This is a genomic window from Magnetococcales bacterium (assembly GCA_015231175.1).
Taxonomy (GTDB): Bacteria; Pseudomonadota; Magnetococcia; order Magnetococcales; family DC0425bin3; genus HA3dbin3.
Genome location: JADGBZ010000080.1, coordinates 1 through 15694, shown reverse-complemented (window position 1 = coordinate 15694; position 15694 = coordinate 1). Strand labels below are relative to the sequence as shown.

Annotated in this window: 13 protein-coding genes; 7 read left to right on the top strand and 6 right to left on the bottom strand. The window is 57.7% G+C overall.

Annotated elements, in window-relative coordinates; translation table 11 throughout:
* Positions 1 to 144 precede the first annotated feature (144 nt).
* The 5 genes from hflX to queF form a co-directional block, all read right to left on the bottom strand.
* The gene (hflX, locus tag HQL63_13485; GenBank protein ID MBF0177841.1) at positions 145 to 1419 is read right to left on the bottom strand and encodes a GTPase HflX; all 1275 of its coding nucleotides are present in this window, start codon (positions 1417 to 1419) and stop codon (positions 145 to 147) included.
* 113 nt (positions 1420 to 1532) lie between these two features.
* On the bottom strand, positions 1533 to 1781 hold the full coding sequence (gene hfq, locus HQL63_13480) for an RNA chaperone Hfq (GenBank protein MBF0177840.1): 249 nt from the start codon (positions 1779 to 1781) through the stop codon (positions 1533 to 1535).
* Positions 1782 to 2108: 327 nt separating this feature from the next.
* The gene (locus HQL63_13475) at positions 2109 to 3305 is read right to left on the bottom strand and encodes a class I SAM-dependent methyltransferase (GenBank protein ID MBF0177839.1); all 1197 of its coding nucleotides are present in this window, start codon (positions 3303 to 3305) and stop codon (positions 2109 to 2111) included.
* 74 nt (positions 3306 to 3379) lie between these two features.
* Positions 3380 to 5635: a copper-translocating P-type ATPase gene (locus HQL63_13470; protein MBF0177838.1), complete on the bottom strand. Its 2256-nt coding sequence runs from the start codon at positions 5633 to 5635 to the stop codon at positions 3380 to 3382.
* A gap of 260 nt (positions 5636 to 5895) precedes the next feature.
* On the bottom strand, positions 5896 to 6264 hold the full coding sequence (queF, locus tag HQL63_13465) for an NADPH-dependent 7-cyano-7-deazaguanine reductase QueF (GenBank protein ID MBF0177837.1): 369 nt from the start codon (positions 6262 to 6264) through the stop codon (positions 5896 to 5898).
* A 139-nt stretch (positions 6265 to 6403) separates the two neighbouring features.
* Between queF and HQL63_13460 the strand changes: the two genes are divergently transcribed.
* The 7 genes from HQL63_13460 (at position 6404) to HQL63_13430 (ending at position 14437) form a co-directional block, all read left to right on the top strand.
* Positions 6404 to 7708 carry a (Fe-S)-binding protein gene (locus HQL63_13460; protein ID MBF0177836.1) on the top strand — a complete coding sequence of 435 codons (1305 nt, stop codon included), beginning with the start codon at positions 6404 to 6406 and terminating at the stop codon, positions 7706 to 7708.
* Between the two features lie 235 nt (positions 7709 to 7943).
* The gene (locus HQL63_13455; GenBank protein ID MBF0177835.1) at positions 7944 to 9224 is read left to right on the top strand and encodes a Tim44 domain-containing protein; all 1281 of its coding nucleotides are present in this window, start codon (positions 7944 to 7946) and stop codon (positions 9222 to 9224) included.
* A gap of 10 nt (positions 9225 to 9234) precedes the next feature.
* Positions 9235 to 10467, top strand: a complete 1233-nt coding sequence (locus tag HQL63_13450; GenBank protein MBF0177834.1) for a murein transglycosylase A — start codon at positions 9235 to 9237, stop codon at positions 10465 to 10467.
* Positions 10468 to 10627: 160 nt separating this feature from the next.
* A complete protein-coding gene (locus HQL63_13445) occupies positions 10628 to 11068 on the top strand; it encodes a transcriptional repressor (GenBank protein ID MBF0177833.1) in 441 nt (146 codons plus the stop codon).
* Between the two features lie 232 nt (positions 11069 to 11300).
* A complete protein-coding gene (locus HQL63_13440) occupies positions 11301 to 12530 on the top strand; it encodes an HD domain-containing protein (GenBank protein ID MBF0177832.1) in 1230 nt (409 codons plus the stop codon).
* A complete protein-coding gene (locus tag HQL63_13435; GenBank protein ID MBF0177831.1) occupies positions 12527 to 13027 on the top strand; it encodes a rubrerythrin family protein in 501 nt (166 codons plus the stop codon). The genes HQL63_13440 and HQL63_13435 overlap by 4 nt, the downstream gene beginning before the upstream one ends.
* 270 nt (positions 13028 to 13297) lie before the next feature.
* Positions 13298 to 14437 carry a hypothetical protein gene (locus HQL63_13430; protein MBF0177830.1) on the top strand — a complete coding sequence of 380 codons (1140 nt, stop codon included), beginning with the start codon at positions 13298 to 13300 and terminating at the stop codon, positions 14435 to 14437.
* Here the strand turns inward: HQL63_13430 and HQL63_13425 are convergent.
* Entirely contained in the window at positions 14428 to 15642 is a 1215-nt protein-coding gene (locus HQL63_13425) for a DUF790 family protein (GenBank protein MBF0177829.1), read from the bottom strand. The genes HQL63_13430 and HQL63_13425 overlap by 10 nt on opposite strands.
* Positions 15643 to 15694: the final 52 nt, after the last annotated feature.

The following is a 15694-nucleotide window of genomic DNA, read 5'->3' as shown; positions in this document are numbered from 1 at the left end:
TGGGGTTCGGGGCGAAGCCCTGACAAAGGATTTCATGTCCAGGCTTTTCTTGAAAGGGTGGTGAGCCAGCCGTTACTCGAATAGTTCCATAGTGAGCTGAAATGGGGGGCGTGAATTGGGATTTTGCAGGATTCCGTATAGCAATCATGTGGTTGCATACCGGGCCAAAACATCCCGTAGTCGCCCACGTCCGGCGACCGGGAGTGCAAGGGTCACCTCGATTTCATCGCCCATTTCCTGCCGGGTCAGGATACGTCCTTCGCGGCACAAACGCGCCAACAGGGCCCCGTCACAGGCAGGCAGGGTCAATCGATACTCTTGCCAGGTCTGGGTCCGTGCCGTCGCCAACCGGGCCAACAACAAATCCAGGCCCAGACCCGTGCGGGCGGAGATGACAAGCGACTCTTCCCGTTCTTCCAGCCGGCTTACCTGCCCACTCCCCTCTGGTAGCATGTCCGCTTTGTTGTATACGGTCAGCATGGGTTTGTGTTGCACACCGAGTTCGGTCAAGACTGCCAACACGGCCTGGGCCTGGTCGCCCCATTCCGGGTCGGATATGTCCACCACATGCAACAGCAGATCGGCACTCACCACCTCTTCCAGGGTGGCGCGAAATGCCGCAACCAGTTGGTGGGGCAGGTCACGAATGAATCCGACCGTATCACACAGGATCGCCCGTCCTCCATCCGGCAGGGTGATTCCGCGCATGGTCGGATCCAGAGTGGCAAACAGCTTGTCCTCCGCATCGACGTGGGCTGTGGCCAGACGATTGAACAACGTTGATTTTCCGGCGTTGGTGTAGCCGACCAGGGCGGTCACGAAGAGGGGAACGTCCTGGCGTTCCCGACGTTGCAACGTCCGGGTGCGTTCGACATCGCACAGAGATTTTTTCAGCCGTTGGATGCGAACCCGAATTTGCCGGCGGTCCAGCTCGATCTGGGTCTCCCCAGGTCCACCCCGCATCCCGACACCGCCACGCTGCCGCTCCAGGTGGGTCCAACTGCGTACCAGACGGGATTGTTCATACAGCAGGGCAGCCAGTTCGACCTGCAAGCACCCTTCGCGAGTTCTGGCTCGGGCGGCAAAAATTTCTAGAATCAGGCCGGTGCGATCAACCACCTTGGCGACGAGCGCCCGTTCCAGGTTGCGCTGCTGGACCGGGGAGAGGGCGTTGTTGAACACCACCACGCGCACATCGTGTTCCTGGATCTCCCCGGCCAACACTTCCAGGCGTCCTTTGCCCAGGAAGGTTGCCGGCACGATCCGGGCAAGGGCGACCATACGCGCTCCAACCGGCTCCAGACCGGCGCTTACCACCAAGCGCCGCAACTCCTCCGCCAAGCGTTCTGCGCGGTCGGGATCCTCATCCACCATTTGAATCAATAACGCCCGCTCACGGGGAGCCTGCGTTGTATGCATGCTGTTCTTTCAACCTGCAAAATGCGGCATCGGATGCGACCATCCAGCACCCAGCGACGAACCGGAACCCAGAGGGACGACTCCCTGGCAGATCCAGGAGAGAGTTCTGTACCTCACACCTCCTCGTCGTGGCCTGGTTCTCCCATGACCTGAATGTTCCGGGATGGCATCACCGTGGATATGGCATGTTTGAAAACCAACTGGGTGACACTGTTTTTGAGCATCAGGCAATAATTATCGAACGATGTAATCACCCCTTGAAGTTTGATGCCGTTGACCAAAAATACCGTGACAGGCACCTTCTCACGCCGCAGGGTATTCAAGAACGGATCCTGTACATTATGCCCGGCATGACTTCCCATGACTTACCCTCGACCCTTGCTTTTTTATAATCGGTTTCAGGAAGCGATCATTGCCGCCCCCCCTCCTCGACAAACCCCGGACCACCCGGATTATAAGCATGGCTACGCGAAAAGATACAAAAAAATGGTAACCATGAAACGGGATCCAGGGGGCTGGCTCCCTGGGTTGGTCCAGGGCAGCGCCCTGGTGGGGTTCGGGGCGAAGCCCTGACAAAAGCTTTCATGTCCAGGCTTTTCTGGAAAGGGTGCCGAACGGTTACGGTCCAGAGGTCTCTGAACGATTACAAAAAATGGGTGAAAAACCGGGTGCTGAGTGGTTACCGACGATCAAGGCTCCATTTCTGGAGGCACGATGTACCGCAAGCGTGGCCTGGCCAGGCGTTGGATGATCTCCTGCGCTTTCGCAGGCGAAAACGGCATGAGCAGGGTGGCACCGTCCGGAACCTGCGTGGGGGAGAGAATAGGTCGTCCCTGATGGCTGCGCCCGAATTGATGCCGGTCCTCATCGACAAAAAAGTCAACCGAGCCACCTTTCTCCTGGAACGACCAGGTGGCAGCGATGGAGGTGCCAAACAGGCCCAAGGGGTTGCCTTTCGCTTGCTGAAACGTGTGCGCTATGTTGGTCAACCAGGCTACATGTCCGTCGAGCAGATGTTTTTGACGTTCCAACATCCGGGATGGCATCGGGTCGGGTGGCAGGTGTGGGCGGGAAGCAGCCGCCCTTTGGGCCACCACGGAGAGTTCCCGCGCAACCCAGGTTCCGGTTTGGTGCAGAGTGTCAAACCCTCCCTGTTCCACGACACGACCCAGAGATCCGGTGGTAAAATGGGTGCAGTGGTCGATACATACCAGATCAAACGGGTTGCGTTCCACATCGGGGACATGCACAAACAGGCAACCTCCCGGCGCCAGTTTCAGCAGCAACCGCCGCAAAAAAGTGATCGGATCGGGAATGTGTTCCAGGACATAGACCAGGGTGATCAGGTCGAATGGCCCGGGGGCCTGGCTGGGATCTCCAGAGAAAAACCCCTCCACGCCGGGAATGGCCTCGATGGTTTGCCGATGTCGGTCGTTCCATTCGGTGCCATATAATTTCCAACCAGGACGTGCCCGGGAAAACCGGGCAAGCAGATTGCCGTTGCCACACCCGATATCCAACAATTTTCCCATGTCCGGGGTTTGGGTGTGTTGCAGAAAAGTGTGCAGCAACATCTCCGAACGGTGACCGGCTTGGCCTCTGGCATCAAAGACCGCATGGTCTCCCCCATTGGTCTGGGCATAGATGCGATAGGCGTCGTAGACCTGCTGCACCTCTTCTCGCCAGTGCGCATCCGTGTGTTTCTGGATGGTGCCGCACACGGGACACAGATAAATCAGGCCCCCGGGGGCAAAAGGTTGGGAGTCGGAGGTGACTCGGTGCAAACGGGCATAATTCGGAGCCGATATCAGTGGGTGATTTTTGCACAGGTGACAGATGGGAGGGGAAGATTTGTGGCCATTGTTGGATGGACTCTGCGTGGACATGGCGTCACCCGATGATGGAGTCACTTGTGCGCATGGGAGGGGGCCAGCCCCCTGGCTCCCGATTTGTCAGACTTTCATGCATGAAAATGGCGTAAGCGCAGGGCATTGGTCACCACGGTCACACTGGAGAAGGCCATGGCCCCGGCGGCGAAAACGGGAGAGAGCACAATGCCGAACCAGGGGAACCAGACCCCTGCCGCCAGGGGGATCAGGATGGTGTTGTAGGCAAACGCCCAGAAAAGATTTTGCCGAATGTTGCGCAGAGTGGCCCGTGAAAGGAGGATGGCACGGGCCACATCCCGGGGATCGTTGTGCATGAGGGTGATATCGGCAGCGGCCATGGCCACATCGGTACCGGCTCCCATGGCGATGCCCACATGGGCCAGGGCCAGGGCCGGGGCATCGTTGATGCCATCCCCCACCATGGCCACGACATGTCCTTCTTGTTGCAGCTTTTGTATCTCGACGCTTTTCTGGTCGGGAAGGCACTCCGCCCGTACCCGATCGATACCCAAAACCGCAGCCATGGCCTGTGCCGTGCGCGGATTGTCGCCGGTCAGCATGATGACCTGGATGCCCATGGCCTTGAGGGCCGCCACGGCGTCATGACTTTCGGGTCGCACCCGATCCGCCACTCCGATCAGGCCGGCCATTTTTCCGGCGATGGCCACCAGCAGGGTGGTTTTGCCGGCGGCTTCCAGCAGGTTGGCGTCATGCTCCACGGTTGCGGTATCGATATGGGCCTCGGCAAACCACCGGCGGGTGCCAACCCGAACTTCCTCTCCCTGGATCTCGCCCCGTACCCCCTGCCCGGGGATGGCCTCGAAGGTGTCGGGTGGCAGCAGGGTCAGGCCCCGTGCCACGGCCTCCGCCACCACCGCCCGGGCAACCGGGTGTTCCGACCGGCTCTCGACACTGGCCACCAGGGCCAGGGTGGCATCGGAGCCGGTCCAGTCGGTCAAGGCGGGCTGCCCCCGGGTCAGGGTACCGGTCTTGTCGAACACCACGACATCGACCTTGTGGGCGCTCTCCAGGGACTCTCCGCCGCGAATCAGGATGCCCAATTCTGCGCCACGGCCAGTTCCCACCATGATGGAGGTGGGGGTTGCCAGGCCCAGGGCGCAGGGACAGGCAATGATCAGCACAGCAACAAAGTTGGATAACGCATGGTTGAGGGCTGGCGGGGGCCCCAGCCCGTACCACACCAGAAAGGTACACAGGGCCAAGCCGATCACCACCGGCACAAATATTCCGGCGATCCGATCCGCCTGACGGGCGATGGGCGGTTTCGATCCCTGGGCCTGCCGTACCATGGCCACGATATGGGCCAGGACCGTTTCCCGTCCAACCCGTTCGGCCTCGAAGGTGAAGGTTCCGGTCTGGTTGAGGGTGCCACCGATGACCGGATCGCCCGGGGCGCGCAGCACCGGCATGGACTCCCCGGTGAGCATGGATTCATCCAGGGTCGATGTTCCTTCGAGAATGCAGCCATCCACGGGAACCTTCTCTCCGGGGCGCACCACCACCTTCTCCCCGGGAACCACGGCGGAAAGGGGGATCTCTTCCTCTATTCCTTTACGGATCACCCGTGCGGTCTTCGGTACCAACCCCATGAGGCCACGCACGGCCTGGGTGGTGCGCCCCTTGGCCCGTGCCTCCAGAAATCGCCCAAGCAGGATCAATACGATGATGCTTCCGGAGGTGTCGAAATAGACCTCTGCCGACAACCCTTCACCGCGAAACAACTCTGGCGCCAACAGGACAAACACCGAGTAGAAATAGGCACTGAAGGTGCCTATCGCGACCAGGGTGTGCATGTTGGCGCTGCCATGACGCCCCGCAGCCCAGGCCTGAGCATGAAAACGGCTGCCCGCCCAAAATTGCACCGGGGTGACCAGAAGCCATTGCAACGCATGGTTGTCTTCGACGGAAACGGCCCACAGCCGGTCCAGACCCAGCATGGACCAGCTGGCCAGGAGCATCACCGCCGCCGCCAGGATGGCCCCCACCCGCAAGCGCAGGAGAAGATCCTGATACTCCAGTTGCTGTTCCTGTTCCAACCGTGCCATGGGATCTTCGGTGTTTTCCAGTCGCACGAGGCGGAATCCCCGTTTGGCCACGGCCTGCCCCAAAACGCCATAGTTGGCGGGAGGGGTGTTGTAGGTCACGGTGGCCGAGGCTTCGGCAAGGTTGACACTGGCCGCAACGACCCCTGCCACCTCTTGCAGCGCCGTTTCGGTACGGCGCACACACCCGGCACAGGAGAGTCCTTCGATCCGAAAGGTCTCCCGGCAGGTGACAGGTTGTGTTGAGGCGGCAGGTGTCGTCATGTTCGGTTGCCCTGTTTTGGGGTTTCAACGGCACGTTTCACCAGCATCTTGACTTGATATGATATTCAACCGACCCTCTCTGGAACAGTCTCGGAGAGACCATTCAGTGAACAGGGGTCCAGGGGTCTGGCTCCCTGGCAGGGCCTTGGACAGCGTCCTGGTGGGGTTCGGGGCGAAGCCCTGATAATGGCTTTCATATCCAGGCTTTTCTTGGGAGGGTGCCAAACAGTGACTCATATCCGCCTACCCATCGAGTCCGCCTACACATCGAGCGGCGGGTCGGGATGTTTGGCAACGACGGTCGTGGTGATGCCCCCCCGCACGTTGAAAGCGCCCGTGACGGTCATGGTGCGCGGGGCCACCACAGCCACCAGATCATCCAGAATGCGGTTGGTGACCGCTTCGTGGAAGGCCCCTGCTTCTCGATAGCTCCACAGGTAGAGCTTCAGGGATTTTAACTCCACACACAGTTGGTCCGGAACATATTCGATGTGAATCTCGGCAAAGTCCGGTTGGCCGGTCTTCGGACAGACACAGGTAAACTCCGGACAACGCATCTCGATGCGGTAATGGCGTTCCGGGTGGGGATTGGCGAAGGTCTCCAGTATGCGCTGTTGGGCGTGTGTCAAGGGAAAATCCTTTGTTGGGTCATGGTCACCGGTTGCATTCGAGGATGCACCATTATACAGCCATGAGCCATGAAGGCGTGCAAAATTTTGCAACCACCGGGGCTTCCCCTTTGCCCCTGGGCGGATTTACCCTGCGACCATGACCGATTCAAAAGTCCATACGGCCACGGCCCAGGTGGCATTCATGGCTTCCCTGGCCAATGCCGATCTTTGCACCCACTGTGGCTACTGTCTGCCAGGTTGTCCCACCTACCGGGTGGACAACGATGAAACCCGCTCGCCGCGTGGGCGGATATCCATTCTTCTGGCCCTGCGTAACAAGGAGATCGATCCGGTGGTCGCTCTGGCCGCCCTGGACCACTGCCTGCTGTGCCGGGCCTGCCACACCGGGTGTCCGGCTGGGGTTCATCCTGCCCAACTGATCGCTCTTGCCCGGGCCGCTGGACCGCACTTCCCACCTTTGCTCACCAGCCGATTGTTTCATCTTTTGGTGGTCAACCACCGCTGGTCCGCCAAGGTCGCTTGGCTGCTGCAAAAGTATCGCCGTTCTGGCCTGCAAGCGTGGCTGCGGAGCAAAAAGTGGTGGTATCGCCAGCCATTTCCGGGCAGGCTGGAGGGGATGATTCCGGCCCTTCAGGAGGATCCCTCACCCCTGGCAGAGACCGATTCCCTGGCGGATGGCCCTTCCATTGCCTTGCTGTGCGGTTGCATGGGGCGCATTTTTTATCCCGGCGTGGCCCTCTCTGCCCAGCGGCTTTTGACCTCCCTGGGTTATCGTTCGACGGTACCGGAGGGTTTTGGGTGTTGTGGTGCCCCGTTTCTGGAGCGGGGGGATCGCGCCCGTTTTTTACGCCAGGCCCGGCGTACCCTGGATGCCTTTGCCCAACACCGGGAGGTCGCCGCCGTCGTATGCGATAGCACCTTGTGTTTCATGACTGTTCGCAGCTATGCCCAGGCCCTGGAGGACCACGCCGCCTACCGTGACTTGGCCCGGGAGTTTGTCGCCAAGGTGGTGGAGTTCAGCGACTTTCTCGACGCCTCGGGAAAGATGGCCACCGCCCCTCTGGGCGATCCGGGATTGGGCAGGCTTGTCTTTCATGATCATTGCCAAATCCGGCATGGATTGGGTACAGTGGCGGCACCACGAAGATTGTTGCACTTCCTGCCGGTCTCCGTCTGCGAGCTTCCCCGGTTCGACGGGTGCTGTGGTGCGGGTGGGGAGTACCTCCTGCGTCACCCGGAGACCAGCCGGGCCATCCGGGCGGATAAACTGGCCAGCATCGTCGCCAGCGGCGCCGACACCGTCGTGGCGGGCAATCCTGGCTGCCTCCTGCACATGGAGGAGGGTTTGCGGGGTATCGGTTCGCCGGTTCGGGCCTGCCACATCGCCGAACTGCTCTGGCGGGCCCGGGCAAACATCCTGAAGGACAAAGGCTCGGTGTGACGAGGGTCTGGTTCCATGGGGCCGGCCCTCTGGACCCCGATTCGTGGCCGGGTGGTGAATGGTTGCAAATTTTCGTGGCATGACGGCCTGATGCTTTTCGACAAAGTGGGCCGGGGATTTGCATGAAGGCTCCAATGCATGATGGCCTGATGCTTTTCGACAAAGTGGGCTGGGAATTTGCATGAAAGCTCCAATCTCCCGTTGATGGTCCCTCATTTCTTTCATGGAGGAAAGAATGATGTTTAAAAAGTTAAACAAGAATAAAATGTTAACCTTGTGGATAACAGGTGTGACCCTGACGGGTTTTCTGTTGGCCTGTTGGCCCGATACCGCTGATGCGCGTGCGGGAGGAGGGCAATCTTCGGGGTCGCGTGGGTCACGGACCCATGCCGCACCCCGCCAACCCTCCCTGAAGCGCCAACCAGCGGCGGAACCATCCTCTTCCTTCCGGCAGAGCCGTGAACCAGAGGCGGCGCCAACCCAACAGGGGACGGCGCTGCGGCAGACGCAAAACCCCAACCAGGTCCAGGCTCCTCTCTCCACGCCGATTGGGGCCGCAGCGGCTCCGCCATCCCCGGGGTTTGGCAGCAGGCTCATGGGAGGCATCGGCGGGTTCATGCTGGGCGGGCTGCTTGGTTCCATGCTTTTTGGTGGCCATGGGGCTGCCGGAGGAGGCGGTGGCCTTGGTATTCTGGATCTTCTGTTGTTGGGTGGTCTGGGGTACCTGATTTATCGTGCGTGGCGCAGTTGGCGGGCGTCGGGGGGGCAACGCCCCTCCTGGCCCAAAATAGGCTCGTCGTCGTTTTCCTGGCCCAAAGCAGGTTCGTTCCCGTTTTCTTTGCCCCTTCCCAAAGGGGCTGCATCCTCCCCTGCATCTCTGAAAAACAGATCGCCGGGCATGATGGATTCTCATGCCGAGACCCACTTTTTCCGGGATGAGCCTGATCTCTCCCCTCCCGGTGGCAAATCCGGGACGGTTTCGCTGCGCAAGTCGGTCGACACGTTTTCGCCACCCTTGACCAGCGAAGAGGAGCAGGAGAGTGACCTTGCTCGGGGATTGCGCCAGATCATGCTCATGGACCCACGTTTTCAGGAGGATGAGTTTCTCGCCGGGGCGCGTGTCGCCTTCGAGCTGCTCCAGGGCGCCTGGCGTGACTGGAATGTGGAACAGCTGCGCCCTCTGGTCACGGAGCGCATGTGGACCCTGGTGGAACGTCAGGCCCGGGAAGATAAAGCCGCCGGACGCAGCAATGTGATTGAAAAAATCCACTTTGCATCCTCGGCCATCAGCGAGGCCTGGCAAGAGTCCGGAGAAGATTTCATCACCGTCCAGTTCATGGTTTCCATGGTGGATTACATCACCGACGCCCACGGCAACGTTCTGGAAGGTGATCCCGATGCCCCCATCCAGGTGGAAGAGTATTGGACTTTTGTCCGTCCGGTGAGTGCTCCCGACCCCAATTGGAGCTTGAGCGCCATCCAGCAGCCCGGTACAAAAATTCCCCATTCATCGTGAAGGAGTTCCGTTGCGCCGCACCGGGTTGTTCAAGGTCGTTGCTCTCCTGCTGGCCCTCCTCCTGCTCGCCGTGGTGTGGCGCCTTGTCGTCCGAAAAACGGACCAGGGGGAGGTGATCCAGGGGAATCTGCGGTCGATTGCCTGGGGAGATGTGCAAAAATTTCTGCAAAATCCTGGCGATTTGCACCTCTGGGCCGACGCCCTGGAGGCCAGCGCTGCCTATTACGACAAACAGCCCCCTGGCGAACTTTACAAGTTTGGCGCACAAGTCGCCATTCCGGCGGCAGCCATGGCCAAGGGGTGTCGGGATTTGGCGGCCCAGGCCCGAAAAGGGTCGCCAAATGACCTCTTCCGCCATCTGGCAGCACACTACCGGATCCATGCCTCCGTGGGACGGGATGGCCAAGGGGATGTCCTGGTCACCGGTTACTACGAACCTTTATTGACCGGATCTTTGCAACGATCTGAAAAGTTTCGCTTTCCCCTCTACCGGCGGCCAGAGGATCTTCTGGATGTGGATTTGGGGGCCTGGTTCGATGACCTGAAGGGGCGTCGGCTGGTGGCCCGCATGGACAACAGCCATCTGCAACCCTATTTCGACCGCACCGAAATTGACCAGGGCGGTCGATTGGCCAACCGAGGTTTGGAACTGGCCTGGGTGGAAGATTCAATCGCCCTTTTTTTTCTGCAAATACAAGGTTCAGGGCGCATTCTCCTCCCGGATGGATCCCAGATGCGCGTAGGCTATGACGGCGCCAATGGCCGGCCCTACCGGGCCATCGGCGGCTATATGCTCAAAGAAGGCATGTTGCAAAAATCCAATGTCTCTCTGCAATCCATCCGCGCCTGGTTGCAGGCGCATCCAGAGCAGATGAATCAGGTGCTGCAACAAAATCCTTCCTATGTCTTTTTCCGCCCCCAGGAGGGCGGTCCTTTCGGTAACATTCAGGTTCCCCTGACGCCAGGCTACTCCATCGCCACGGACCACCGGGAATTTCCCAAGGGGGCGCCCGCCCTGCTGGTCAGCCGCTGGCCCCGGTTTGCCCACAAGACAGGCGAGGAGATTGCCGCCTGGGAACCCATCCAACGTTTGGTGGTCAATCAGGATACCGGTGGTGCTATCCGCGGTCCCGGGCGGGTGGATTGGTTTATGGGCTTTGGACCCGAGGCCGAACGGGTGGCCGGTGTCATGAAACCGGATCAGGCCGCTCTCTATTTTATCGTGCCGAAGCTGGAGCCTTGAACAGCGTTTCGGTCCGGTGCCAGGCGTGATCTGCGCCGGGACTGGTGCGCCATGGACCATTCGAGACTGTCGTCATTCAAGGGTTGAAATCGCGAATAGGTTAGTATAAATTCTCTATTAGTAATTATTAATTGAAAGTAGAAAAGTGACCGATACCGACATGTCCGTTAACCAGCGCCTGGAGTGGCTCGCGAGACACCTGAGCCACGCTGGTCACAGGGTCACCCACCAACGTCTTGAGGTGTTCCGTGAGGTCATTCAGACCGATGAGCATCCCGATGCTGAGATGGTTTTTCAGGGGGTCCAGAAGCGGGTTCCCTCCATCTCCCGCAACACCGTCTATCAAACGCTGCAATTTTTGGTGGATCAGGGGTGCATCGCCCCATTCGGACGCCATCATGCCAGCCATCGTTATGACCGCAACATGGAGCGCCATCAACATCTTGTTTGTATCCAGTGTGGAAAAGTGACGGATGTTGCGCAACAGGATCCGTCCATTTCCCCCGGGCATGGGGATCCGGAGGATTGGGGACGGGTGGATTCGGTCCATGTGGAATGGAGGGGCGTTTGTCGTCATTGTCTGACGAACGAGGCGCACTAACCGTCCGACACCAATCCCGGCCATGCCCCCTGATTGAACGTGGCCCAAAGGGGGGAGAACCAACACCAATCCCGGCCATGCCCCCTGATTGAACGTGGCCCAAAGGGGGGAGAACCAACCGGCGCCTGGCCAGAGAGACCAGCCTGACACACGGGAATCCAGGATCCAGCCCCTGGAGGGACCATCTCTTCACAACCAGCGAATGTCCGGAAGGTACGTTCGGGAGTTGCGCATGCCATTCAATCTCAACCGGTATCTGTTAGGCCTCTCCTTTGCCATCGACTGTGTCGAAAGCGAACTGTTGGGTGTGACGACCCATCATGGAAAACGGGTGGCCTACGTCGCCATGCGGATGGCCCAGGCCATGGGGCTGTCCGAGGCTGGGATATTCGATATAGCGGCACTGGCCATCCTTCATGACAACGGTCTGGCCGAGGAGAGATTGACCCATGCGAATAGCCACCTTGACCGTCTGTACCAGGTGGAAGATCTTCCCGCCCACTGTGATATCGGGGAGCAGAATGTCAAAGAATTCCCTTTTCAAGACAATGGTATCGGTGCAATCAAGTATCACCATGAAAACTGGGACGGTACCGGTTTTTTTCACCTGGAGGGGGACGCCATTCCGCTGATGGCCCAGATTATCGGGCTTGCCGACCATGCCGATCTTCGCTGCCGTTTGCAAACACCGGATCCAGCCCATTGGGCCCGTGTTGACGCTTTCGTTGTCGAAAGAGAGGGGAGCGCCTTTTCCCCCGACCTGGTGGATGTTTTTCGGGAGGTCAGCAAGACTCCGGCGTTCTGGTATGACCTGCGCGACCCTTTCATCCAGGCCGCGTTGGAGCGGACCATGCCGGTATTGTCGGTGGAGATGGATTGGGGGCAGGTGTTGGAGATCTCCCGGGTTTTCAGCCGCATCATCGACGCAAAATCCCGGTTCACGTTGCGTCATTCCAGCGGCCTGGTGGAAAAAACGGGACGCATGGCCGCTCATTTTGGAAAGGGCGCCGAGGAGCGTCTGAAGCTGCGCATCGCCGCCAGTCTGCATGATGTGGGCAAGTTGGGCATTCCCAATGCCATTTTGGACAAACCAGGGCAATTGACCGATGAGGAGAGGCGCACGGTCAACATTCATACCTACTACACCCGGCTCTGTCTTGAACAAATCCCGGGTTTCGAGGAGATCACCGAATGGGCGGCCAACCACCATGAAAAACTGGACGGACGCGGCTATCCGTTTGGGCTTGGCAAGGAGGATCTGGATTTCAACGCCCGGTTGCTGACTGTCCTGGATATCTACCAGGCCCTGACGGAGGAACGCCCCTACCGCAAATCCCTGAGTCACACCCGCACCATGGAGATCATTGGCCGGCTGCGGGACAACGGGGAGGTGGATGCGGGAATCGTGCATGAAGTGAATCAGGCTTTGTCAAACTTTCATCAAGGAGAATCACCGGAATGAAAACCACGGACAATCTCAAGGCCGCATTCGCTGGCGAGAGCCAGGCCAACCGCAAATATCTGGCTTTTGCCGAGAAGGCCGAGAAGGAAGGGTTTGGCCAGGTCGCCCGTTTGTTCCGGGCAGTGGCCGATGCCGAAACCATTCATGCCCACAGCCATTTGCGGGTGCTGGGAGGGATCAAGAGCACCGCTGAAAATTTGCAAGAGGCCATGGGGGGGGAAAAATACGAGTTCACTGAAATGTACCCCGGCTTTGTGGCCACTGCCGAGGCCGAAGGCAACAAGCAGGCCGTCAGATCTATGCACAATGCCATGGAGGTGGAAAAAGTTCACCACCAACTGTTCCAGCAGGCCCTCGCCGCCGTGCAGAGTGGCAAAGACCTGGAAAACCTGCAAATCTACGTCTGCCCCATCTGCGGCCATACGGAAATCGGCACCCCTCCCGACACCTGTCCCGTGTGCCATGCCAAAGGTTCCGTGTACAAGGCGGTTGGCTGAATTTCTTGCACGACAAAAAACGATTGCAAGACTGGGATGGAGGTCCTGGAGGAAGGGGTATGCCCTTCCTCCAGGCTGATTATGAACAGGACTTCCTTCAAGTGTTTTTTGATGCTACCCTGCCGAGCGGATTGTTTTGTCACGACTCCCGGAGCGGGGTGATTTTTGCCGCGCCATTTTCACTTCCCCGCAGGCGCCTGTGCTTGCAGCGGGGTCAGGGTCGGATCTGGGTGATTGTAGCCATTGGTTTTCGGCATTTCGTTTGGCTGCGTGGAACTGGGTGATAGAGGTGGCGGTATGAAAGATGGACTGGGTTCCTATGTAGGTTTTTTTAAAAGATTCTCTTTCTCGTTGGCTGTAGCTGTTGCCATTTTTATTTATGGGGTCAAATATACCTATTATAGTTGGGATATTGTCCCATACATTGCCTCGACGTACAGCGTATTTGACGGATATTCTGGTGAGAACTTACGAGTTGTTACTTACGGAGACCTCGAAAAGGAGGTTGACCCTTTAAGATTCAAAAAGATGACGACTGGTCCTTTTGGGGCACTTTATTATCGAGATTGGAGGGCCCTTGAAGAGTTGGTTAAAACTTACAACTCCGCAAGGCTGTTTTATCTTGCAACCATCAAGGGGATCTCAAAGTTTGGTTACTCATATTCTCAGGCAAGCTACATATCAAGCTCATTTTTTGCTTCGCTTTGCATCATTATTACATCAATTATTCTTTTTGAGCTTGGTATTCCACAACCGTTTGTTGTGTTTGTTGCCTATTATTCCGAGGTTCATCATCTGGCCCAGTTCTCCTCTCCTGATTCCATGGCGTGTTTCTTTTCGCTGTTACTTATGTACTTTCTCATGAAAAACAAAATATATTCTTCTTTTGTAGTCGCCAGCGTGTTGCCAATTGTACGGATCGATTATGTTATTGTTTCTGTTTTGGTTTCATTTTATTTATTTTATTTTAAATCTAAAAAAACATCGCTATTTATGATGATTTCATCTATATTTGTATGCTTTATCGTTGCTAAAGTCTTTACAAATTACCAGTTTTTACGTCATTTTAACAACACATTCATTGATATGACTCCAAACATTGCTGCAACAGTTATTTCAAAAAGTGCGTCAGATTATTTGATTCCCTACATGAAGTGCTTTAAAGAAGTTTATCAAAGTCACGTCTTTGCTATTTACGTGTTTGCGGTATTGGCACTGTTATTCAGGATTCGCCACAAGATTGCAGAAACTTCTGACTATTATCTCGTCGTTTCCATAGGGTTTATGCTGATACACCTGCTAGCCCATCCGGCTTACGAGGCAAGGTACTATTCATTTTCTGTAGCGGTCGCCGCGATCTGTCTGTTAAGAGCTTGTCGTGAAGCAAGCACGTTTGCCCCTCACACGTAACCCAGCAGGCATTTCAAAACCCGCTCCACGGGCGGAAACTCGTTGAACAGAAACCCATGGTCGGCAAACCACCTGGATCCGTCCAGACGCGCCTTGCGCACCAGATCACGGTACAGAAACCGATCCACCCCCAACACCAGAAGTGGCGGATCGGCTGTCTGTTCCAAACTCTCCAGGCGGGATTCCAACAATGAGGCGTGCCAGCGGTGAAACAGTTCCACATGAATCAAGGCGTGGTTGGGCGCCACGAAGGTCCAATCCGGTATCCAGACCTCTTGACCGGTTCGCTGTAAAATGTCCGCTTCGGGGGCCATGGTCCAGCCAGGCGGGGCCTGTTCCTGGAACTGCTGGTTGAAAACCTGAAACTCACGCGGATGATAACCGGTCAGCCGGGCATAATGGGAACGCAAAGGCGATTTTTCATCCAGAACCAACAGCACCGGCGCGTGGCCCGGGATACGCACCTCGGCCTCCATGTTCCAGGCCTCCAGATCACAAAAGGCTGGCAGGGCCAAGGCCAGCTGAAATCCATATTTGCGGTGCCCGTCGAACAGGGAGAGAGGGCCATCCAGACGCATCCGGTACCCATGTTCTCCCGTCCGTAAAATGCGGAAAAGCAACCTGAAAAATCGAAGATATTGAAAAAAACGCCGCAGCCTGACGACACGGCTCTCCCGCAGGGTCAAGGTGACGGCCTGGGCAAAAAACAGCAACCCTTGTGCCTGAGCCAGATTGTAACGCTGCAAGAGGGCTTCCGGTGTGGGTGGATCGAACGCCTCCAGGGGTTGGCGGATGGGCAGATCGGCATACAGGCGCCCGGCTATCTGGTCTGGATCCGGGCCATAAGGTTCAGCCACCATGCGCCGGTAATGTTCCAGGTCACCCATGTTGGGTTGACGCAAAAGATGGGTGGCCCGCTCCAGAATCGCCAACCGGGCTTCGCCAATGGCTGCGTCTGCCTCACGAAACTGGCAGCGATCCAGCAGGAGTTTGTTCAAACCTTTGGCTACCAGGGGGGTGCGGTGTCCGTTGATGATGGGTTGGGTCAATTCGGTCAGTTCGTCCAGACCCAACCCGATGTTGCATTGATAAATGGCTGTCAACTCCTCAGCCAAATTCAATGTGAGCTGGTTGTCCACATCAATGAAGCGTGGGTAGATGCGGCCCTGGCGGAGGGTGTGGCGCAACAGATCCCGGGTCAACATGATAAAAGACTGGGATGGAGGTCCAGGAGGAAGGGCTGCGCCCTTCCTCCTG

Coding starts and splice junctions, on each gene's coding strand:
- HQL63_13445 (MBF0177833.1), top strand. CDS start 10,628: ATGTCCGTTAACCAGCGCCTGGAGTGGCTCGCGAGACACCTGAGCCAC.
- HQL63_13475 (MBF0177839.1), bottom strand. CDS start 3,305: ATGTCCACGCAGAGTCCATCCAACAATGGCCACAAATCTTCCCCTCCC.
- HQL63_13455 (MBF0177835.1), top strand. CDS start 7,944: ATGATGTTTAAAAAGTTAAACAAGAATAAAATGTTAACCTTGTGGATA.
- HQL63_13425 (MBF0177829.1), bottom strand. CDS start 15,642: ATGTTGACCCGGGATCTGTTGCGCCACACCCTCCGCCAGGGCCGCATC.
- hflX (MBF0177841.1), bottom strand. CDS start 1,419: ATGCATACAACGCAGGCTCCCCGTGAGCGGGCGTTATTGATTCAAATG.
- HQL63_13470 (MBF0177838.1), bottom strand. CDS start 5,635: ATGACGACACCTGCCGCCTCAACACAACCTGTCACCTGCCGGGAGACC.
- hfq (MBF0177840.1), bottom strand. CDS start 1,781: ATGGGAAGTCATGCCGGGCATAATGTACAGGATCCGTTCTTGAATACC.
- HQL63_13440 (MBF0177832.1), top strand. CDS start 11,301: ATGCCATTCAATCTCAACCGGTATCTGTTAGGCCTCTCCTTTGCCATC.
- HQL63_13460 (MBF0177836.1), top strand. CDS start 6,404: ATGACCGATTCAAAAGTCCATACGGCCACGGCCCAGGTGGCATTCATG.
- HQL63_13435 (MBF0177831.1), top strand. CDS start 12,527: ATGAAAACCACGGACAATCTCAAGGCCGCATTCGCTGGCGAGAGCCAG.